Annotated in this window: 16 protein-coding genes and 1 tRNA gene; 7 read left to right on the top strand and 10 right to left on the bottom strand. The window is 70.6% G+C overall.

All coding sequences use genetic code 11. From position 1 onward, the window contains the following. The first annotated feature begins 155 nt into the window (after positions 1-155). Positions 156-2,072 (top strand): CocE/NonD family hydrolase, encoded by a 1,917-nt coding sequence (locus OCJ37_RS12395; RefSeq protein WP_263109751.1) that lies wholly within the window; start codon positions 156-158, stop codon positions 2,070-2,072. A 108-nt stretch (positions 2,073-2,180) separates the two neighbouring features. Here the strand turns inward: OCJ37_RS12395 and OCJ37_RS12390 are convergent, their stop codons facing one another. Then, entirely contained in the window at positions 2,181-3,068 is an 888-nt protein-coding gene (locus OCJ37_RS12390; protein WP_263109750.1) for a LysR family transcriptional regulator, read from the bottom strand. Between the two features lie 120 nt (positions 3,069-3,188). Here OCJ37_RS12390 and OCJ37_RS12385 point away from each other — a divergent pair, with 120 nt between their 5' ends. The 4 genes from OCJ37_RS12385 to OCJ37_RS12370 all read left to right on the top strand — a co-directional run bounded on the left by OCJ37_RS12385 (position 3,189) and on the right by OCJ37_RS12370 (position 7,065). Further along, on the top strand, positions 3,189-4,238 hold the full coding sequence (locus tag OCJ37_RS12385) for an NAD(P)-dependent alcohol dehydrogenase (protein ID WP_263109749.1): 1,050 nt from the start codon (positions 3,189-3,191) through the stop codon (positions 4,236-4,238). 48 nt (positions 4,239-4,286) lie between these two features. After that, positions 4,287-5,321, top strand: coding sequence for an alpha/beta hydrolase (locus OCJ37_RS12380; RefSeq protein ID WP_263109748.1), 1,035 nt, complete (start codon positions 4,287-4,289; stop codon positions 5,319-5,321). A 61-nt stretch (positions 5,322-5,382) separates the two neighbouring features. Beyond that, positions 5,383-6,594 (top strand): MFS transporter, encoded by a 1,212-nt coding sequence (locus tag OCJ37_RS12375; protein ID WP_263109747.1) that lies wholly within the window; start codon positions 5,383-5,385, stop codon positions 6,592-6,594. Between the two features lie 24 nt (positions 6,595-6,618). Then, entirely contained in the window at positions 6,619-7,065 is a 447-nt protein-coding gene (locus tag OCJ37_RS12370) for a cyclophilin-like fold protein (RefSeq protein ID WP_263113677.1), read from the top strand. A 244-nt stretch (positions 7,066-7,309) separates the two neighbouring features. Here the strand turns inward: OCJ37_RS12370 and OCJ37_RS12365 are convergent. The 4 genes from OCJ37_RS12365 to OCJ37_RS12350 all read right to left on the bottom strand — a co-directional run bounded on the left by OCJ37_RS12365 (position 7,310) and on the right by OCJ37_RS12350 (position 10,360). After that, positions 7,310-7,386: transfer RNA gene (locus OCJ37_RS12365), tRNA-Pro, on the bottom strand. A 60-nt stretch (positions 7,387-7,446) separates the two neighbouring features. Next, positions 7,447-7,566, bottom strand: coding sequence for a cytochrome bd-I oxidase subunit CydX (gene cydX, locus OCJ37_RS12360; RefSeq protein ID WP_263109746.1), 120 nt, complete (start codon positions 7,564-7,566; stop codon positions 7,447-7,449). A gap of 33 nt (positions 7,567-7,599) precedes the next feature. Continuing rightward, on the bottom strand, positions 7,600-8,751 hold the full coding sequence (gene cydB, locus OCJ37_RS12355) for a cytochrome d ubiquinol oxidase subunit II (protein WP_263109745.1): 1,152 nt from the start codon (positions 8,749-8,751) through the stop codon (positions 7,600-7,602). A 19-nt stretch (positions 8,752-8,770) separates the two neighbouring features. Then, entirely contained in the window at positions 8,771-10,360 is a 1,590-nt protein-coding gene (locus tag OCJ37_RS12350) for a cytochrome ubiquinol oxidase subunit I (protein ID WP_263109744.1), read from the bottom strand. A 203-nt stretch (positions 10,361-10,563) separates the two neighbouring features. Between OCJ37_RS12350 and OCJ37_RS12345 the strand changes: the two genes are divergently transcribed. Together OCJ37_RS12345 and cydC are read left to right on the top strand one after the other, a co-directional pair. Next, the gene (locus tag OCJ37_RS12345) at positions 10,564-12,501 is read left to right on the top strand and encodes an ABC transporter ATP-binding protein/permease (RefSeq protein ID WP_263109743.1); all 1,938 of its coding nucleotides are present in this window, start codon (positions 10,564-10,566) and stop codon (positions 12,499-12,501) included. Further along, a complete protein-coding gene (cydC, locus tag OCJ37_RS12340) occupies positions 12,498-14,171 on the top strand; it encodes a thiol reductant ABC exporter subunit CydC (RefSeq protein ID WP_263109742.1) in 1,674 nt (557 codons plus the stop codon). The genes OCJ37_RS12345 and cydC overlap by 4 nt, the downstream gene beginning before the upstream one ends. 905 nt (positions 14,172-15,076) lie before the next feature. Here the strand turns inward: cydC and OCJ37_RS12335 are convergent. From OCJ37_RS12335 to OCJ37_RS12315, 5 genes are all read right to left on the bottom strand, one after another. Then, the gene (locus tag OCJ37_RS12335; protein WP_263109741.1) at positions 15,077-16,189 is read right to left on the bottom strand and encodes a homoserine O-acetyltransferase MetX; all 1,113 of its coding nucleotides are present in this window, start codon (positions 16,187-16,189) and stop codon (positions 15,077-15,079) included. A gap of 197 nt (positions 16,190-16,386) precedes the next feature. Next, positions 16,387-17,469 (bottom strand): tetratricopeptide repeat protein, encoded by a 1,083-nt coding sequence (locus OCJ37_RS12330; protein ID WP_263109740.1) that lies wholly within the window; start codon positions 17,467-17,469, stop codon positions 16,387-16,389. A gap of 4 nt (positions 17,470-17,473) precedes the next feature. After that, complete coding sequence (locus OCJ37_RS12325) at positions 17,474-17,896, bottom strand: cytochrome c-type biogenesis protein (RefSeq protein ID WP_263113676.1); 423 nt, start codon at positions 17,894-17,896, stop codon at positions 17,474-17,476. Positions 17,897-17,913: 17 nt separating this feature from the next. Continuing rightward, positions 17,914-18,522, bottom strand: coding sequence for a DsbE family thiol:disulfide interchange protein (locus OCJ37_RS12320; protein ID WP_263113675.1), 609 nt, complete (start codon positions 18,520-18,522; stop codon positions 17,914-17,916). Continuing rightward, positions 18,519-20,453: a heme lyase CcmF/NrfE family subunit gene (locus OCJ37_RS12315; RefSeq protein ID WP_263109739.1), complete on the bottom strand. Its 1,935-nt coding sequence runs from the start codon at positions 20,451-20,453 to the stop codon at positions 18,519-18,521. Before OCJ37_RS12315 ends, OCJ37_RS12320 begins: the two co-directional genes overlap by 4 nt. Positions 20,454-20,496 lie beyond the last annotated feature (43 nt).

Below are 20,496 nucleotides of genomic sequence, written 5' to 3'. Positions count from 1 at the left end.
CCTGCTGCGCTGGCGCGGCCGTGCGCGCTGCCGATCCTGTCTGGACGGGGCTGCTTCGCGACCGCGAGGACGCGCGGCGGCCGCATGCGGCGCACGACACTTCCGCACGGACGGCAGTTGCGCCTACAGTCGCCCTCTCACTGTCCGGAGGTCCCATGCGACCCATCGCCGCCCGCTTGCTCGTCACCGTGATCGCCGCCGCCCTGGCCACCGCCGCCCAGGCGCAGACCGCGCCGATGACGCCCGACATCACCGGCAAACCCTTCGTCGCGCCGACCGCGGCCAACGACTACGTCAAGCGCGAGGTGATGATCCCGATGCGCGACGGGGTCAAGCTGCACACGGTGATCGTGCTGCCCAAGGGCGCGCAGCACGCGCCGATGCTGCTGACGCGCACCCCGTACGACGCCAGCGGCCGGGCCAGCCGGCTGGCCTCGCCGCACATGCGCGACCTGCTGCCGCAGGGCGACGAAGTGTTCGTCGACGGCGGCTACATCCGCGTGTTCCAGGACATCCGCGGCAAGTACGGCTCGCAGGGCGACTACGTGATGACCCGGCCGCTGCGCGGCCCGCTCAACGGCAGCAAGGTCGACCACGCCACCGACGCCTGGGACACCATCGACTGGCTGGTCAAGAACGTGCGCGAGTCCAACGGCAAGGTCGGCATGATCGGCTCGTCCTACGAGGGCTTCACCGTGGTGATGGCGCTGACCGATCCGCATCCGGCACTGAAGGTGGCCGCGCCGGAGAGTCCGATGATCGACGGCTGGATGGGCGACGACTGGCTCAACTACGGCGCGTTCCGCCAGGTCAACTTCGACTACTTCACCGGCCAGCTCACCCAGCGCGGCAAGGGCAGCGGCATTCCGCGCCAGGGCCACGACGACCACAGCAACTTCCTGCGCGCCGGCTCGGCCGGCGACTACGCCAAGGCCGCCGGCGTGGACCAGTTGCCGTGGTGGCGCAAGCTCACCGAGCACCCGGCCTACGACGCGTTCTGGCAGAACCAGGCGCTGGACAAGGTGATGGGGCGCACCGCGCTGAAGGTGCCGACGATGTGGCTGCAGGGGCTGTGGGACCAGGAGGACATGTGGGGCGCGATCCACAGCTACCAGGCGATGGAGCCGCGCGATGCCGGCAACGACAGGAACTACCTGGTGATGGGGCCGTGGCGGCACAGCCAGGTCAACTACGACGGTTCGTCGCTGGGCGCGCTGAAGTTCGACGGCGACACCGCGCTGCAGTTCCGCCGCGACGTGCTCAAGCCGTTCTTCGACCAGTACCTGGTCGACGGCGCGCCCAAGGCCGACACGCCGCCGGTGTTCATCTACGACACCGGCGAGAACCGCTGGGACCGCCTGCAGACCTGGCCGCGCAGCTGCGCGCAGGGCTGCGCGGCGCGCAGCAAGCCGCTGTACCTGGGTGCCGGCGGCACGCTCTCGTTCGAGGCGCCGGCGGCCGGGCAGGGCGAGTACGAGGAGTACGTGTCCGACCCGGCCAAGCCGGTGCCGTTCGTGCCGCGCCCGGTCGACTTCGGCGACCGCGACATGTGGACCACCTGGCTGGTGCGCGACCAGCGCTTCGTCGACGGCCGCCCGGACGTGCTGACCTTCGTCAGCGAGCCGCTGGACGCTCCGCTCAGCATCGCCGGCGTGCCCGAGGTGAACCTGCAGGCTTCCACCAGCGGCAGCGACAGCGACTGGGTGGTGAAGCTGATCGACGTGTACCCGGACGAAGTGGCGTCGGACCCGAAGATGGGCGGCTACGAACTGGCGGTGTCGCTGGCGATCTTCCGCGGCCGCTACCGCGAGAGTTTCGAAACGCCCAAGCCGATCGCGCCGAACCAGCCGCTGGCGTACCGCTTCGGCCTGCCCACCGCCAACCACACCTTCCAGCGCGGCCACCGGGTGATGGTGCAGGTGCAGTCCAGCCTGTTCCCGCTGTACGACCGCAACCCGCAGACCTACGTGCCCAACATCTACTTCGCCAAGCCCGGCGACTACCAGAAGGCGACGCAGCGCATCTGGCACACGCCGCAGCAGGCGAGCTACATCAGCCTGCCGGTGCGCTGAGCACTGCTGCAGGGCGGCCGTGCGGGCGCGCCGCCAGATGCGGCGCGTACCGCGCGGGGGCAGGCGACATGCGCAGGCCGCTCGTCGTGGCGCGGCGGCGTCGCGCGCTCAAAGACGCAGCGCGTCCAGGACCAGCGAGAACGCCGGCGAGTGCTGGCGGCGGCTGGGATAGTAGAGGTGGTAGCCGGAGAACGGCGGGCACCAGTCCTCCAGCACCCGCAGCAGGCGCCCGTCCTCGAGATGGGGCGCGAATTCCTGCTCGGGCAGGAATGCGATGCCGAGTCCGTCCAGCGCGGCGCGCACGATCGGCGGCGAGGTGCTGAAGATCACCTGGCCTTCGACCCGCACGTTCACCTGCCGGTTGCGCCGCTCGAACTCCCACACGTAGACGCCGCCATGGGTGGGGAAGCGGATGTTGATGCAGCGGTGTTGGGTCAGGTCGCCCGGTACCTTCGGCACCGGGCGCTGCTGGAAGTAGGCCGGCGCCGCGGCCGCGGCCATGCGCAGCGGCGGGCCGATCGGCATCGCGATCATGTCCTTGTCCAGGCTTTCGCCCAAGCGCACGCCGGCATCGAAACGGTCGGCGACGATGTCGCGGAACCCGTAGCTGACATCGAATTCGATCTGCACGTCCGGGTAGCGGTGCAGCAGCGGCGTCAGCTTGGGCAGCAGGGTGGTGTGCAGGATGTGGTCGCCGCTGGTGATGCGCACGACGCCGGCGGGCTTGTCGCGCAGCGCGGTCAGCGCGTCCAGTTCCGACTCGATCTCGTCGAAGCGGTTGCCGATGGCCTGCAGCAGGCGCTGGCCCGCCGCGGTGGGCGACACGCTGCGCGTGGTGCGCGTCAGCAGGCGGATCTCCAGCCGCGTTTCCAACGCCTTGATCGCCTGGCTGAGCGCCGACTGGGTGACCCCGAGCACCGCACCGGCTCGGGTGAAGCTTCCTTCCCGGGCGACGGTGACGAAGGCCAGCAGGTCGTTGAGGTTGCGTCGTGCCATGTGCGGAGTCTGACAGCTTGATTGATTAGTCAGGCTAATAGGGTATGCAAGGATTCATCATCTTATCAGGCATATGCGCCTTGCCGAGAATGGCCACCTCCCATCCCCAGGATTCCAGCCATGTCCGTCAACGCCTACGGCACCTATGCCGGCGACAAGCCACTGGAGCCATTGCAGATCGCGCGCCGCACTCCCGGCCCGCACGACGTGCGCATCGACATCGCCTTCTGCGGCATCTGCCATTCCGACCTGCACCAGGCGCGCGGCGAATGGGCCGGCACCGTGTTCCCGTGCGTGCCGGGCCACGAGATCGTGGGCCGGGTCGCGGCGGTCGGCGTGCATGTCGCCGGCTTCCGGCCAGGCGACCTGGTCGGCGTCGGCTGCATCGTCGACAGCTGCAGGCACTGTGAGGAGTGCGACAGCGGGCTGGAGAACTACTGCGACGGCATGATCGGAACCTACAACTTCCCATGCGCCGATGCGCCTGGCCACACCCTGGGTGGTTATTCGCAGCAGATCGTGGTCCACGAGCGCTACGTGCTGCGCATCCGTCACCCGGCAGAGCAACTGGCCGCGGTGGCGCCGCTGCTGTGCGCTGGCATCACCACCTATTCGCCGCTGCGCCACTGGGGCGCCGGCCCCGGCAAGAAAGTGGGCGTGGTCGGCATCGGCGGCCTCGGCCACGTCGGCGTGAAGCTGGCCCGTGCGATGGGGGCGCATGTCGTCGCCTTCACCACCTCCGATGCCAAGCGCGACGCCGCGTTCGCATTGGGTGCCGACGAGGTCGTGGTCTCGCGCAATGCGCAGGAGATGGCGGCACACGCCAAGCGATTCGACCTGATCGTCAACACGGTGGCCGCGCCGCACGACCTGGATGCGTTCCTGATCCTGCTCAAGCGCGATGGCGCGATGGTACTGGTCGGTGCGCCGGCCAGCCCGCATCCGTCGCCGGCGGTGTTCGGCCTGATCACCAAGCGCCGCACCTTGGCCGGCTCGATGATCGGCGGAATTGCCGAGACCCAGCAGATGCTGGATTTCTGCGCCGAGCACGGCATCGTCGCCGAGATCGAGCTGATCCGCGCCGACCAGATCAACGCCGCCTACGAGCGGATGCTACAGGGCGACGTGAAGTACCGCTTTGTCATCGACAACGCCTCGCTCGCCGCCTGATCGCCCGGAAGGGCGAATGCCGCTTTCCTTCCCGCAGTGGAGAACCCCATGCAAAAGTTTTTGGCGCTGCTCGCGCTGTTGATCAGTCCCCTTGCCGCAACGGGCGCAGACATGTCCCGAGGCGCGAACAACTTCTACAACAGCGACAAGGTGACCGTGCGCAAGGTCGCCTTCAAGAACCAGTACCGGATGCTTGTGGCGGGCAACCTGTTCGTGCCGAAAGGCCTGGATCGCGGCGCCCGCAACGCCGCCATCGTGGTGGGCCATCCGATGGGCGCGGTGAAGGAGCAGAGCGCGAATCTCTACGCGACGAAGCTGGCTGAGCAGGGGTTCGTGACCCTGTCGATCGACCTGTCGTACTGGGGAGAGAGCGAGGGCGAGCCAAGGCATCTGATCGCGCCGGACATCTACTCCGACGACTTCAGCGCGGCGGTGGACTTCCTCGCCATGCAGGCCATCGTGGACCCGCAGCGGATCGGCGTGCTCGGCATCTGCGGCAGCGGCAGCTTCGTCATCAGCGCGGCCAAGATCGATCCGCGCATGAAGGCGATCGCGACTGTCAGCATGTACGACATGGGGGCGGCCGCGCGCAATGGACTCGGCAATGCCACTAGCCTCGAGCAGCGCCGGGAGATCATCAGGTCGGCCATCGACCAGCGCGTCGTGGAATCCACGGGTGGCCAAACCAGGTACATCCCCGGGACGGTCAACGAACTGGCGCAGGACACGCCGGCGATCCAGCGCGAGTTCTACGATTTCTATCGCACGCCGCGTGGCGCCTACACGCCGAAAGGCGAGTCGGCGGAAAACACCACCAAGCCCATGCTCAGCAGCCTCGGCAGGTTCATTAACTTCTATCCGTTCAACGACATCGAGACCATCGCGCCGCGGCCGATGCTGTTCATCGCCGGCGACCAGGCGCACTCGAAGGAGTTCAGCGAGGAGGCGTTCCGCCTTGCGGGGCAGCCGAAGGAACTGTACTGGGTGAAGGGCGCGGGCCACGTCGACCTGTACGACCGCACCGACCTGATCCCGTTCGACAAGCTGACGTCCTTCTTCAAGCAGAACCTGGGCGTCCGGTAGTGCCGCGCATGGCGAACACGGCGCGTCGTTCTGCGTTTCCGGTACGCAGTGAGGTGGTGGCATGAGCGCACCGATCCAGGCGCGCACGGCGGACATGCCAAGCGACGCCGCGCCACAGCCCGCCCACTGGGGCGGCGTGTGTGCGATGACGCTGTGCGTGTTCGCACTGATCGCGTCCGAGTTCATGCCGGTCAGCCTGCTGACGCCGATCGCCGCGGACCTGCGTGTCAGCCAAGGCCTGGCCGGCTACGGCATCGCCATCTCCGGCGCGTTCGCGGTGCTCACCAGCCTGGCCATTCCTGCGTTGGCCGGCGCCATGGACCGCAAGCGCCTGTTGCTGGCGTTGACCGGGCTGATGGCGGTCTCCGGCGCGGTGGTCGCGTTGGCCCCGAACCATACGGCCTACATGGCCGGCCGCGCGCTCATCGGCGTGGTGATCGGCGGCTTCTGGTCGATGTCGGCCGCAACCGCGATGCGCCTGGTGCCGCCCGGCCAGGTGCCCCGCGCCCTGGCCATCTTCAACGGCGGCAACGCCTTGGCCACGGTGATCGCGGCGCCGCTCGGCAGCTATCTGGGAGCGGTGATCGGCTGGCGCGGCGCATTCCTGTGCCTGGTGCCGGTGGCGGCGCTCGCATTCGCCTGGCAATGGGCGAGCCTGCCGAGCATGGGCGGGTCGTGCGCGGCTGGCGCGGGCAACGCGTTCGGATTGTTCAGGGACCGGGCGGTCGCCTTGGGCATGGCCGCCTGCGGTGCGTTCTTCATGGGACAGTTCGCGTTGTTCACCTACGTACGCCCGTTCCTGGAGACCGTGACGCTGGCGAACGTGTCCGCGTTGTCGCTGATCCTGCTGGGTATCGGCGTCGCCGGTCTGGTCGGCACCATGCTCGTCGGCGTCGCGCTGAGGCGCGGCCTGTATCGCACCCTGATCGCGATTCCGGTGCTGATGGCGGCGATCGCCTTGATCCTGATTCCATTCGGCACGCGCGTCGCCGCCGTGGCCGCGTTGTTGGCACTGTGGGGATTGCTCGCCACCGCCGCGCCGGTGGGTTGGTGGAGCTGGATCGCGTGCGCCATGCCGAAGAACGCAGAGGCCGGCGGCGGACTGATGGTGGCGGTGATCCAACTGGCCATCGCGCTGGGCTCGACCGTCGGCGGCATGCTGTTCGATCGCGAGGGCTACGCGGCGACCTTCGTGGCGAGCGCCGCGTTGCTGCTGCTCGCGGCCGCGCTTGCCTGGCTGGCATCGCGCGCGCGCGGGGCGCCCGCCGGGTGACCGCCGCAAGTCTCCGCCGTGGCGATGACCTGCCACTGGACGATGGCGGCGCTCGGCCCGGCACGCAGCGGCCCGTCGTCGGCAATGGCGCCGTCCATCGCTAGCGACGCCGTAGCGGCCCGCGCGTTCGCCACGCAGTCGCCGCTGGCGCTGGAAATGGGCGAGCGCAACGGCAACGAGAAGCACGCCGCGCTGCCGCAGGCGTTGCCGGCGTTGACGCGCCGGCCGGGCTCGCTCCATGCGGGCGACCTGATGCGCTATCGCGCGCAGACGCTGGTCGTCTTTTATGTGAGCTCGCGTTTTCCTATTCCTATACCCGGCTGGAATGTGTGGACGACCCGACTGGGCTGGCCCGGGACATTGGGCCTGCGCGGCGTCCGGGTCGCGTTCACCAGGGACTGGCGGGGGCGACCTGCATGCGCCGCGGCCGGCGACCTGCATCGGGTACAGGTTGGCGTCCGCCGCCGGTAGGCCGAAAGCCGGCCGGGTGCTGCGCGCGTTGTGCCGGAGCGGGCGGATGGCGCCATCGCGCAAACCCGCGCGTGTGGCGCCGGCCGCACTTGGCTGCAGTAGGGTGCGGCGTCCCGCCCGATAGACAGCAGTGGCCGCGAGGCATGCGCCCGGCCTGCATCGTGCGAGGCGGGCCGACGCCATGCCGCAGACACAAAAAAACCCGGAAAACGTTGGTTTTCCAGGCTTCTTGTGACCGTGAAACTGGTCGGGGAGACAGGATTCGAACCTGCGACCTCTACGTCCCGAACGTAGCGCTCTACCAGACTGAGCTACACCCCGAAGGAGCCGCACATGATACGGGGGTCACCCGCATTCGGCAAGATCCTTTGCGAAAAAATTTCAGTCGGCGGCGTCCGCAGCGTCCGTGGCCGCGCCCTCGCGCGCCTCGAACCACATGCCGTTGAGGATGGCGGCGGTGGAGGCCAGGCCGACCCCGAGAATCCAGGCGAAATACCACATGATGCGATCTCCTATGCGATGGGGTGGACGCGCTCAGTACGCGTTGGGGTTGTCGTCCAGCGAGGCGGCGCTGACCTTGCCCTTCAGCACCCGGTACACCCAGGTGGTGTAGCCGATGACGATCGGCAGGAACAGCACCGTGGCCAGCAGCATGATCCACAGGGTCAGGCGGCTGCTGGAGGCGTCCCACACGGTCAGGCTGGAGCCGGGCTGGCTGGAGGAGGGCAGCAGGAACGGGAAGATCGCGAAGCCGACGGTGAGGATGATGCCGGCGATCGCCGTACCCGAGGCGATGAACGCCAGGCCGCCGCGGCGCCGGTGCAGCAGCAGCGCGCTCAGCAGCAGGCCGAGCAGGCCGGCGACCGGCGCCAGCGCGGTCAGCGGCATCGCCTGGTAGTTGTGCATCCAGCCGCCGACCTCGCCCAGCACCGCGGTCTTCAGCAGCGGGTTGGTGGCGCCGTCGGTGACCGCCTGCGAGGTCACCGCATAGCCGGGCAGGCCCATGGCGACCCAGGCCCCGCCCGCGGCGAACAGCGCGCAGGCCACCAGCGCCGCCGCGCTGCCGTAGCGGGCCGCGCGTTCGGCCACCGGGCCGTCGGTCTTCAGCACCAGCATCGCCGCGCCGTGCGCCACCAGCATGCTCACGCTGAGCAGGCCGGCGAGCAGCGCGAACGGCATCAGCAGGCCGAAGAACGAGCCGGTGTAGAACACCCGCAGCGTGTCGTCGAAGTGGAACGGCACGCCGAGCAGCACGTTGCCCACCGCCACGCCCATGATCAGCGCCGGGATGAAGCCGCCGACGAACAGCGCCCAGTCCCAGCCGTTGCGCCAGCGCTGGCTGGGCAGCTTGCCGCGGAACTTGAACCCGACCGGGCGCAGGATCAGCGCGAACAGGATCACGAACATGGCCAGGTAGAAGCCGGAGAAGCTGACCGCGTACAGCGGCGGCCAGGCGGCGAAGATCGCGCCGCCGCCGAGCACCAGCCAGACCTGGTTGCCTTCCCAGACCGGGCCGATGGTGTTGACCACCAGCCGCCGCTCGGCGTCGTTCTTCGCCACGAACGGCAGCAGCGCGCCGACGCCCAGGTCGAAACCGTCCATCACCGCGAAACCGACCAGCAGGATGCCCAGCAGCAGCCACCAGATCACGCGCAGCGTGGTGTAGTCCAATGCAATGAAGTCCATCGTCATTCTCCTGCCGGGATCAGAGTTGGCCGGCGGCCGCGGTGGCGGCAAGGGGCGCGGCGGGGCGCGGGGTCGGCTGCAGCAGCGCGGGCAGGTTGTCCGGGCCCTTGCCGATCGCCTTGAGCATCAACTTGATCTCGATGACCAGCAGCACGGTGTAGATCGCCACGAAGCCGGCCAGGGTGATCAGGATGTCGTGCAGGGCCAGGCCGGAGGCGGCGTAGAACGTCGGCAGCACGCCTTCCACCGCCCACGGCTGGCGGCCGTACTCGGCGACGAACCAGCCGCACTCGATCGCGATCCACGGCGCCGGCAGGGTCCACAGCGCCAGCTTCAGGAACCAGCGCTTTTGCTCGAAGTTGTGCTTGCACGAGAACCACATTGCGGCGATGAAGAACGCGATCAGGTAGAAGCCCAGGCCGGCCATGACCCGGAACGTCCAGAACAGCGGCAGCACGCGCGGCACGGTGTCCAGCGCGGCCTTGGAGATCTCCTCCGGCGTGGCGTTGAGGATGTCGTCGCGGTAGCGCTTGAGCAGCAGGCCGTGGCCCAGGTCCTGCCAGTGGCGGTCGAACACCTCGCGCGCCTGCGCGTCGTTGCGGTCGGCCTTGAGCCGTTCCAGCGCACCGTAGGCGATCTGCCCGCCGCGGATGCGGTGCTCGGCGCGCCCGACCAGTTCCAGGATGCCGGGGATCGGCGTGTCCAGCGAACGCGTGGCGACCAGGCCCATCAGGTACGGCACCTTGATCGCGTAGTCGTTCTTGCCGGTGGCCTGGTTGGGGATGCCGAAGGCGGTGAAGTCGGCCGGGGCCTGCTCGGTCTCCCACATCGCCTCGATCGCAGCCAGCTTCATCTTCTGGTGTTCGTTGGCGGCGTAGCCGCTCTCGTCGCCGAGCACCACCACCGACAGCGAGGACGCCAAGCCGAACGCGGCGGCCACCGCGAACGAGCGCCGCGCCATGTCGCGGTGCTTGCCGCGCAGCAGGTACAGCGCGCTGATCGACATCACGAACACCGCGCCGGTCACGTAGCCGGCACTGACCGTGTGCACGAACTTGGCCTGCGCCACCGGGTTGAACAGCACCGCCGCGAAGTCGACCACTTCCATGCGCATCGTGTCCGGGTTGAACACCGCGCCGGTCGGGTTCTGCATCCAGCCGTTGGCGATCAGGATCCACACCGCCGACAGGTTGGTGCCCAGCGCCACCAGCCAGGTCACCATCAGGTGCTTGACCGGCGAGAGCTTGTTCCAGCCGAAGAAGAACAGGCCGATGAAGCTGGCTTCCAGGAAGAACGCCATCAGCCCCTCGATCGCCAGCGGCGCGCCGAAGATGTCGCCGACGTAGTGGCTGTAGTAGGACCAGTTCATGCCGAACTGGAACTCCATCACGATGCCGGTGGCCACGCCCATGGCGAAGTTGATGCCAAACAGCACGCCCCAGAACAGGGTCATGCGCCGCCACACCTCCTTGCGGGTCATGACGTACACGCTCTCCATGATCGCGATCATGAAGGACAGGCCGAGGGTGAGCGGGACGAACAGGAAGTGGTACATGGCGGTCATGGCGAACTGCAGCCGCGACAGCTCTACGACAGTGGTGTCGATCATGGCTGTGCTACCTCGTGGAGAATGTGCATCTGGGTGGCCGGGTGGCGGTAGGTTGAGGGCGATGTTCCGCTTCCGCCGCGGCTTCGGCCTTGATCCAGATCAATGTCCGCGCCGGCCGCCGCGGGCAAGCTGGCGGCACGCGGCGGGGTTGCGACCCAGGTGCCGCCTTACAATGGCGGCCCGTTCGCCCTGCCGAGCCCGTTTTGACCGATCCCGCCGCGCCGTCCACCGCATCGCCCGCCGAGTCGCCGCAGCTGCGGCAGCTGCGCGTGCGCTGGCTGGCAGGCCTGGCGACGGCGGCGCGCGGGCGCCAGCGGGTGGCGGGCCTGGCGATCGGCCTGTCCGGCGCGCTGCTGATCGTGCAGGCCGGCGCCATCGCCTGGCTGTTGCAGGCGTTGCTGGTGGAGCGCCGCGAGCTGGCGTCGTCGCTGCCAGCGTTCGCGCTGCTGGCGCTGGTGCTGGCGCTGCGCGCGCTGCTCGGCGCCTGCGCGCAGCGCGCGGCCGGCGACGTCGCCGACGCGGCCAAGTTCGAACTGCGCCGGCGCGTGTACCGGCGCCTGCTGCAGCGCGGCCCGCTGTGGCTGCGCGGACAGCGCAACGGCGAACTGGGCGAACTGCTGCTGGCGCACGGCGACGCACTGGACGGCTACTACGCCGGCTACCAGCCGGCGCGGCTGGAAGTGGGCGTGGTGCCGCTGCTGATCCTGTTCGCGGTCGGCTGGAGCGACTGGGTGGTGGGCCTGCTGCTGCTGTGCACCGCGCCGCTGGTGCCGATCTTCATGATGCTGGTGGGCTGGGGCGCCGAGGCCGCCGGGCGCCGCCAGCTGCGCGCGCTGGCGCGGATGGGCGGGCATTTCGCCGACCGGCTCAAGGGCCTGGGCCTGCTGCGCCTGTACGGCCGCGGCGAGGACGAACTGCACGGCATCGCCGCCGCCGCCGAGGGCGTGCGCGAACGCACGTTGAAGGTGTTGCGCATCGCGTTCCTGTCCTCGACCGTGCTCGAGTTCTTCGCCTCGGTCAGCGTGGCGATGGTGGCGATGTACCTGGGCCTGAGCTACCTGGGCATGATCGCGCTGCATGCGGCGGTGCCGACGCTGGGGGTGGGCGTGTTCTGCCTGTTGCTGGCGCCGGAGTTCTACGCGCCGCTGCGGCGCCTGGCCGCGCACTACCACGACCGCGCCAACGCACTGGCGGCGGCGGCCGAGGTGGAGCGCCTGCTCGGCGAACTGCCCGATGCGGCGGGCGTGCCGGTGCCGTCCATGGCCTCGCCCGCTGCCGCCGCGTCGCCGCCTTCGCCTGCGCCTGCGCAACCTGCTCCGGCCCTGCCGGAAGCGCCTGGTGGGTCTGCCGCGCCTCCGTCGCCGCTCGTGCCCGCCGCGACCGCAGCATCGGAAACACCTGCAACACCTGCGGTGCCTGCAACGCTCGCAGTGCCTGAAGGGTCTTCATTACCCGCGACGTCCACGGTCCTGGCGACGCCGTCAGCTCCCGCACAGCCGCTGCTGCATGCCGAAGGCCTGACCTTGCGGCCGCAGGGCGCGCGTTGCGACGCGCTGGTCGAGCTGTCCTTCAGCCTGCAACCCGGCCAGCGCCTGGCCCTGGTCGGGCCCAGCGGCAGCGGCAAGAGCACCTTGCTCGAAGCGCTGGCCGGCTGGCTGCCGCCGCGCGCCGGCCGCCTGCAGCTGCGTCCGGGACTGCGCGTCGGCTATGCCGGGCAGCGCCCGTACCTGTTCCACGGCAGCATCGCCGACAACCTGCGCCTGGCCGACCCGCAGGCCAGCGCCGCGCACCTGCAGGCCGCGGCCGAGGCGGCGCAGGTCATGCGCTTCGCCGCGCGCCTGCCGCTGGGCCTGGACACGGTGATCGGCGAACGCGGCTTCGGCCTGTCCGGCGGCGAGGCGCGGCGCATCGGCCTGGCGCGGCTGCTGCTGCGCGATCCGGAGCTGCTGCTGCTCGACGAACCTACCGCCTTCCTCGACCCGGACACCGAGGCCGACCTGCTGCGCACGCTGGCCGCCTTCAGCCAGGGCCGCAGCGTGATCGTCGCCACCCACAGCGCGGCGGCGATGCGCTGGGCCGACAGCGTGCTGCGGTTGCCGGCGCGCGCCGCGGCCGGCGACGCGATCGGAGCCGCGCGGTGAGCGGCCCTGCGCGCGACGACCTGCGCAGCGTGTTCGGCCGCCACTACGGCCGCTTGCTGCTGACCGCGTTGCTGCTGCTGTGCACGATGCTGGCCGGGGTCGGCCTGCTCGGTCTGTCCGGCGGCTTCCTGACCGCCGCGGCACTGGCCGGCGTGGCCGGCATGGGCAGCGGCTTCAACTTCTTCTCGCCCTCGGCCGGCATCCGCGCGCTGACCTTCGCCCGCATCGCCTCGCGCTACGGCGAGAAGCTGGTCGGCCACGACGCCACCTTGCGCATCGCCCGCGACCTGCGCGTGTGGTTCTTCCGCCGCGCGCTGCCGCTGGCGCCGGCCCGGCTCGGCGCCAGCCGCACCGGCGAACTGCTGGCGCGGCTGATGTCCGACATCGGCGAGGTCGACGGGCTGGTGGTGCGCGCCTTGGGGCCGCTGGCGGCGCTGCTCGGCATCGGCGTGACCGGCGTGGCCGCCGCCGCGGCGATCTACTGGCCGGCGGCCGTGGCGCTGGCGGCGCTGGCGCTGGTCATCGGCGCGGGCGTGCCATGGGTGGTCGCGCGCGGCGGGCGCGTGCGCGAGCAGCGCCGCGCGCAGCGGCGCGAGACCTTGCGCACGTTGGCCTACGAAGGCCTGGAAGGCGCCGCCGACCTGGCCGCGCTGGACGCGCAGGCCGACTGGATCGCGCGCGTGGAGGCCAGCGCGCAGGACCTGCGCGCGCAGGACCGCCAGCAGCGGCAGCGCCTGATCGGCGGCAATGCGCTGCATGCGCTGTGCGCCGCGCTCGGTTTGCTGGCGATGCTGTGGCTGGCGCTGGGCGCGGCGCGCGCCGACCAGATCGGCGCCGCGCAGGCGGCCGGGCTGGTGTTCCTGACCGTGGCCCTGCTCGAGGTCTGGGCCGGCGCCGGCCTGGCCTGGCAGGCGCTGCAATCCGGGCGCGTGGCCGCGCAGCGGCTGCAGGCGATCGCCGGGCAGAGCGCGCCGGTGGCCGACGTCGCGCAGCCGCAGCCGGTGCCCACTGGTGGCGAGGTGCGCTTCGACGGCGTGGTCTTCGCCTGGCCCGGCGAGACCCGGCGCGTGCTCGACGGCATCGATCTGCGCATCGCGCCGGGCGAACGCATCGCCATCAGCGGCGACAGCGGCAGCGGCAAGACCACCTTGTCGGCGCTGCTGCTGCGGCTGTGGGATCCGCAGCACGGCAGCATCCGCTTCGCCGGCGCGGACCTGCGCGACCTGGCCCAGGCGCAATGGCACCAGCGCATCGCCTGGCTGCCGCAGGGCGCTCCGGTGTTCGCCGGCAGCGTGCGCGACAACCTGCGGCTGGGCGCGCCCGACGCCGACGACGCCACCCTGCAACGCGCGCTCGCCGACGTGCGCCTGGACGCCTGGCTGCACGAGGTCGGCGGTCTGGATGCATGGCTGGGCGAGAACGGCGCGACCATGTCCGCCGGCCAGGCGCGGCGCCTGGCCCTGGCCCGCGCGCTGCTGCGCAACGCGCCGCTGCTGGTGCTGGACGAACCCACCGAAGGCCTGGACGTGGACACCGCCCAGGCCCTGCTGCGCGACCTGACCCAGGCGCTGGGCCAGCGCAGCCTGCTGCTGATCAGCCACGACGCCTTGCCCGAAGGCGTGGTGCATACGCGCTACCGCCTGCAGCAGGGGCGGCTGCAAGCGGGGTGAGCGGGGCGGTTGCACCATGGCGCCTTCGGCGAGGCGCAGGCTTCTGCAGGGACTCTCCGCACCAAGCAAGGGCTTGGCGATCGTCCGCGACCGAGCGGTCCGGGAGGCTTCGATCCTCAACGGCAATGGGCGTGGGAGTCGGTCGACGCCTTTCAGCCAGATAACTACCGGTGTTTGTAGCGGCCAGTGCCTGCGATGCTGGAACGGATCCGCTTGCTCGTGACTCGTCGAAGACGATGCAGTCGGGACTGAAGTCCCTCCCACAAGGGCAGCAGGTCTGCGCTATCCGAAGCGCGCCATGCCGCTCTCGCGGTCCGATACCTCCTGCTCTCGGACCAACAGGGCCGCCTCTGTAGGAGCGACTTCAGTCGCGACGAACGCAGCCACGCGCCATCCGTTCGCGACCCATGTCAGGGCTGAAGCTCTTCAACAGGAAACACAGACTCCCGCAGTTCCAAGCTTCCTTTGCAGGAGCGGCTTCAGCCGCGACGAACGCAGTCACGCGCCATCCGCTCGCGAATCCATGTCAGCGCTGAAGCTTCTTCAACGTGAAACCCGGACTCCCGCAATTCCAAGCCCCTCTGTAGGAGCGGCTTCAGCCGCGACGAACGCAGTCACGCGCCATCCGCTCGCGACCCATGTCAGCGCTGAAGCTTCTTCAACGTGAAACCCGGACTCCCGCAATTCCAAGCCCCTCTGTAGGAGCGGCTTCAGCCGCGACGAACGCAGCCACGTGCCATCCGCTCGCGAATCCATGTCAGCGCTCAAGCCTCTTCTACATGAAACACAGGCTCCCGCGGTTCCAAGCCCCCTTGTGGGAGCGACTTCAGTCGCGACGCACGCAACGATAAGACCACCCACCGCGCCCAATGCCGCATCGCGACCCGAGCGGCGGCCGCGACCGCCTACAGCGCGTCCAGGAAGCCTCTCACCGCCGGCCCGAAGCGCGCGAAATCGACCAGGAACGCATCGTGTCCCTGCGGCGAATCCAGACCCAGGAACTGCGCGTCGGCGCCACCGGCGCGCAGGCCGTCGGCGATCTGCTGCTGTTGCTGCACCGGGAACAGGATGTCGGTGTTGGCGCCGATCGCCAGCGCGCGCTCGACGCGGATCGTCGCCAGCCCGGCCAGCGCGTCGCCGCCGGCGTATTCGGCCAGGTCGAACCAGTCCATCGAACGGCTCAGGTACAGGTAGCAGTTCGGATCGAAGCGGCGCACGAAGCGCCGCGCATGGCCTTCCAGGTAGCTTTCGACCTGGAATTCCAGCCCGAACGGATCGTCGTCGGCCTGGTCCGAATCCAGCCGCACGCGGCCGAAGCGGCCGTCCCATTCCAGCGCCGAGCGGTAGGTGATCACGCCCAGCTTGCGCGCCATGCGCATGCCGGACTCCGGGTAAGTGGCCTCGTCGTAGTCGCCGCCGTTCCAGTTCGGGTCCAGGCGGATCGCCTCGCGCTGCAGCGAGCGGATCGCGATCGAGAACGGCAGCGCCTGCGCGCTGCCGGAGATGTTGATGTGGCTGCGCGCCAGCCCCGGGTGCCGGCGCAGCAGCGCCAGCGCGGTCATGCCGCCCATCGAGTTGCCGATCAGGCATGCCAGCCGCTCGATGCCCAGCGCGCGCACCACGTGCGCGGCGGCATCGGCGACGTCCTCGATCGACAGCTCCGGAAAGCGCAGCCGATACGGTCGCGCGTCGTCCGGATCGGGCGAGGCCGGGCCGGTCGAACCCTTGCAGCTGCCCAGCGAGTTCACGCAGATCACGAACCAGCGCTGCGTGTCGATCGGCTTGCCGGCGCCGAGCATCGCCTCCCACCAGCCGGGGCTGGGATCGCCGGGATGCGCGGCGGCATGCGCGTCCGGCGACAGCCCGGTGACGATCAGGATCGCGTTGTCGCGGTCCGGCGCCAGCGTGCCCCAGGTCTCGTAGGCGACGCGCGCATCGCGCAGCTGGCCGCCGCGCTTCATCGGGAACGGCGAGGGCAGGGCGAGGAAGCGGCTGCCGGGGGGAATGAATTCGGTCATGCGCCGATTCTAGCCGCGCCACGGCGGACGCGCGTGCGTACGGTGTGGCGAAGGGCGATGCTGAGGCGATGCACGAAGGCGATGCTGCCTGTAGGAGCGGCTGCAGCCGCGACATCGGCGCCGGACGGATATCGGCTGCGGAAAACTGCTGTCGCGGCTGAAGCCGCTCCTACAGGGGGACATCCGTACGCGCTGCGTTATGGCTTGCCGATCACCAACTCCACCGGCGCCGCGGCCGGCAGCGTCACCGTCACCGGCGCCGATTCCAGGTCGCCTTCCTGGCGCATCGCGTTGCCGCTGGCCGAGAGCCGCGCCAGGACCTGCACCTGCCTGAGCTGCGACAGCCTCTGCGTCGGCATCGGACTGTCGGCGTCGCTGAGGGTCACGCGCAGCGGCAGCGCCTGCAGCGGGTGCTTCTGCACCGCGACCGGCATCGGCGGCCCACCGGGCACGCGCGCGATCACGAACACGCTGGCGTCGCCGCGCAGGCGTACGCGCGCGGCGAACTCCGGATCCAGCGACACCGCGACGGTCAGCGCGCCGGCCGCGGCAGGCGCAGGCGATGCGCCGGCATCCGGCGCGCCTGTCGCGCTGGCCGCGGCCGCGGCCGCAGCCGCCGCGCCTGGCGCCGCAGCAGGCAGCGCCGGCAGACCGGCTTCGCTGCGTGCCGCGTCGATCTGCGGGCGCAGCGCGGCGGCGGTGGCTGCATCCACGCGCGGCAGCAGCGCTTCCCAGGTCGCCGCGGCCTCGGCGTTCTGGCCGCGCTGGCGCTGCGCGATGCCCAGGAACCAGGCGGCGCGCTCGCTGTCCGGCGCCACCTGCAAGGCGTGACGCAGCCAGGCGATGCCCTGCTCGTCGAACCGGCGCTGCGGATCGGCCAGCGCGCGCGCTTCGGCCGCCGGCACCAGCCATTGCGCTTCGTCCGGCGCCAGCTGCACCGCGCGCGCGAACGCGGCGGCCGCCTCGGCGGGGCGGCCCAGCGACATCTGCGAGCGCCCCAGCAGCGCCCAGCCGTCGGCGCGACCGGGATCCTTGGCCAGGGCCGCCTGCAGTTGCGCAATGCCGTCTTCCAGGCTGCGCGGCGCCTCGCGGTTCTGCGCCTGCAGCGCGCGCGGGGTGCCGACCAGCGCGTACAGCGCCGCCGACGCCACGCCCAGCGCCAGCACCGCGACGACCAGCAGCGCGGTGCCGCCGCGGCCGCGCCGCAACGGCCACAGCACCGCACCGAACACCAGCGCGGCCAGCACCGCCGCGGCGCCATGCATGCCCCAGCTCAGCATCGCCTCACCATTCCTGTTCGTCCTGCGCGAGCGGCGCGGCGCCGGCCGGCGCGCGACGGCGGACCACCCACGCCAGCAGCAGCGCGCCGCCGCCGAGCAGCGCCAGCGGCCCGAACCACAGCAGCCAGGTGCGCGATTCCACCTGCGGTCGGTACAGCACGAACTCGCCGTAGCGGTCGACCAGGAAGCGCTTGATCTGCGCGTCCGATTGGCCCTGCTGCATCAGCTGCAGCACTTCGCGGCGCAGGTCCAGCGCGATCTGCGCGTGCGAATCGGCCAGCGACTGGTTCTGGCACTGCACGCAGCGCAGTTCGGCGGTCAGCGCATGGAAGCGCGCTTCCTCGGCCGCCGAGCGATACGCCAGCGGCGTCGGATCGGAGGCCGGCTGCGCGCCTACGTTCGCGGCGCATGCCAGCAACACCAGCAGCGCGAGCCGGCGCCAGCTCACGGCGCGGCCCGGCCCTGCGTGGAGGTCGGCGCATCGCGCTCGGCCCTGAGCAGCGCCGGCAGCAGTTCGTCGTGGACGATCTGGTCGGTCAGCGGGCCCGAATGCTTCCAGCGCACCACGCCGTGCGCATCGACCAGGAAGGTCTCCGGCGCGGCGGCCACGCCCCAGTCGATCGCGGTGCGCCCGTCCGGATCGAACAGCACCACGAAGAACGGATTGCCCAGCTGCTCCAGCCAATGCAGCGCATCCTCGCGGGTGTCCTTCCAGTCGTAGCCGATCACCCGCACGCGCTTGGTCAGCGCGAAGCGGGTCAGCACCGGATGTTCCTCGCGGCAGGCCGGGCACCAGCTGCCCCACACGTTGAGCACGTACGGCGCGCCGCGCAGTTCGGCGCTGCGCACGCGGATCGACGCATCGTGCAGCACCGGCAGCTCGAACGCCGGCGCCGGCTTGCCGATCAGCGCCGACGGCAGCGCATCGCGATCGGCCACGCCGGAACGCTGCACCGCGTAGAACATCAGCGCCAGCAGGCCGAGGAAGAACAACGCGCCGAGCACGATGGCGGCAAGCGGCAGGCGGCGACGGGGAGCAGGGGCGGACATCAGGATTTCTCCGGGGAACGACGGAAACGCCGGTCGCTGGCGGTGACGAAGCCGCCCAGCGCCATCAGCGCTGCGCCCAGCCAGATCCAGCGCACGAACGGTTTGACATGCAGGCGCATCGCCCAGGCGTTGCCGCCCAGCGGTTCGCCCAGGGCGACATAGACGTCGCCGAACAGGCCGGGGTGGATGCCGGCTTCGGTCAGGCTCTGGCCGCCGCTGGCGTAGGCGCGCTTTTCCGGATGCAGCAGCGCCAGCGGGCGGTCGTCGCGCAGCACCTGCAGGTGCGCACGCTCGGACACGTAGTTGGGGCCGCGGGTCTGCTCCAGGCTCTGGAACTCGAAGCGGTAGCGGCCCATCTGCAGGCTCTGCCCCGGCGCCAGCGCCACTTCGCGCTGCTGGTCCAGCGCCTCGACCAGCAATGCGCCGGCCAGGAACACCGCGATGCCGGCGTGGGCCAGGGTCATGCCCAGCATCTCGGCGGTGAAGCGGCTGCCCTTGAGCTGGAAGCGGCTCCAGACGAAGCGCGCGGTGCCGAGCAGCACCCAGGCGGCGCCGGCCACGCCGGCGGCGGTCTTCCACGGCCCCTGCGGCGCCAGGAAGAAGCCGAGCACGCCGGCCAGCAACGCCAGCCCGGCCCACGGCGCCAGCAGCGCCAACGGCCGCGACGGCTGTTCGCGCTGCCAGCGGGTCAGCGGCCCGAACGGCAGCAGCGCCACCAGCGGCGCCATCAGCACCACGAACAGGGTGCCGAAGTAGGGCGGGCCGACCGACAGCTTGCCCAGCCCCAGCGCGTCGGCCAGCAGCGGATACAGCGTGCCCAGCAGCACCATCGCGCAGGCGCAGGTCAGCAGCAGGTTGTTGGCCAGCAGCAGGGTCTCGCGCGAGGACGCGGCGAAGCGCTGGCGCTCGTCGCCGGCGACGGCGCCGATGCGCCCGCCGCGCAGCGCGTACAGCAGCAGCGCGCCGCCGCAGACCAGGCTCAGGAACACCAGGATGAACAGTCCGCGGCCGGGATCGGCGGCGAACGAATGCACGCTGGTCAGCACGCCCGAGCGCACCAGGAACGTGCCCAGCAGCGACAGCGAGAACGCGGCGATCGCCAGCAGCAGCGTCCACGCGGTGAAGCTGCCGCGCTTTTCGGTCACCGCCTGCGAATGCAGCAGCGCCGCGCCGGCCAGCCACGGCATGAAGCTGGCGTTCTCCACCGGGTCCCAGAACCACCAGCCGCCCCAGCCCAGTTCGTAGTACGCCCACCAGCTGCCCAGCGCGATGCCGATGGTCAGAAAGCCCCAGGCCACGTTGGTCCATGGCCGCGTCCAGCGCAGCCAGCGCGCATCGACCTGGCCGTCGAGCAGCGCGGCGATGGCGAACGCGAACGGCACCGCGAAGCCGACGTAGCCGGCGTACAGCAGCGGCGGGTGGATCACCAGCCCCGGGTCCTGCAGCAGCGGATTGAGGTCGCGGCCTTCCAGCGGCGCCGGCAGCAGCCGCGCGAACGGGTTGGAGGTGAACAGCAGGAACGCCAGGAAACCCAGGCTGACCAGCGCCAGCGTGCCGATCACCCGCGCCATCACCGGCGTCGGCAGGCTGCGCGAGAACAGCGCCACCGCGCCGGTCCACAGCGCCAGGATCAGCGTCCACAGCAGCAGCGACCCCTCGTGTGCGCCCCACACCGCCGAATAGCGGTACATCAGCGGCAGCAGCGAGTTGGAGTTCTCGGCCACGTAGGCCACCGAGAAATCCTGCACCAGGAACGCATGGGTCAGCAGCGCGAAGGCGCCGGCGACCAGCGCCAGTTGCGCGAACGCGGCCGGCCGCGCCACCGCCATCCAGCGCGCGTCGCCGCGCTGCGCGCCGGCCAGCGGCACCACCGCCTGCAACAGCGCGGCGAGCAGCGCCAGGATGAGCAGGATCTGGCCGAGCTCAGGAAGCATGGGGCGTGCGCCGGGACGCGGGACGCGGGACGCGGGGCCCGGA

The organism is Xanthomonas sp. AM6 (assembly GCF_025665335.1).
GTDB lineage: Bacteria > Pseudomonadota > Gammaproteobacteria > Xanthomonadales > Xanthomonadaceae > Xanthomonas_A.
The sequence above is the reverse complement of the archived record's forward strand: the minus strand, read 5'-3'. Positions and strand labels throughout refer to the sequence as shown.

Bases quoted from the DNA above. Each gene is read 5' to 3' on its own strand.
- OCJ37_RS12335 (WP_263109741.1), bottom strand. From the start codon at position 16,189: ATGACCGAATTCATTCCCCCCGGCAGCCGCTTCCTCGCCCTGCCCTCG.
- OCJ37_RS12395 (WP_263109751.1), top strand. From the start codon at position 156: ATGCGACCCATCGCCGCCCGCTTGCTCGTCACCGTGATCGCCGCCGCC.
- OCJ37_RS12385 (WP_263109749.1), top strand. From the start codon at position 3,189: ATGTCCGTCAACGCCTACGGCACCTATGCCGGCGACAAGCCACTGGAG.
- cydX (WP_263109746.1), bottom strand. From the start codon at position 7,566: ATGTGGTATTTCGCCTGGATTCTCGGGGTCGGCCTGGCCTCCACCGCC.
- OCJ37_RS12330 (WP_263109740.1), bottom strand. From the start codon at position 17,469: ATGCTGAGCTGGGGCATGCATGGCGCCGCGGCGGTGCTGGCCGCGCTG.
- OCJ37_RS12370 (WP_263113677.1), top strand. From the start codon at position 6,619: ATGACCTGCCACTGGACGATGGCGGCGCTCGGCCCGGCACGCAGCGGC.
- OCJ37_RS12390 (WP_263109750.1), bottom strand. From the start codon at position 3,068: ATGGCACGACGCAACCTCAACGACCTGCTGGCCTTCGTCACCGTCGCC.
- OCJ37_RS12350 (WP_263109744.1), bottom strand. From the start codon at position 10,360: ATGATCGACACCACTGTCGTAGAGCTGTCGCGGCTGCAGTTCGCCATG.
- cydB (WP_263109745.1), bottom strand. From the start codon at position 8,751: ATGGACTTCATTGCATTGGACTACACCACGCTGCGCGTGATCTGGTGG.
- OCJ37_RS12375 (WP_263109747.1), top strand. From the start codon at position 5,383: ATGAGCGCACCGATCCAGGCGCGCACGGCGGACATGCCAAGCGACGCC.
- OCJ37_RS12315 (WP_263109739.1), bottom strand. From the start codon at position 20,453: ATGCTTCCTGAGCTCGGCCAGATCCTGCTCATCCTGGCGCTGCTCGCC.
- OCJ37_RS12380 (WP_263109748.1), top strand. From the start codon at position 4,287: ATGCAAAAGTTTTTGGCGCTGCTCGCGCTGTTGATCAGTCCCCTTGCC.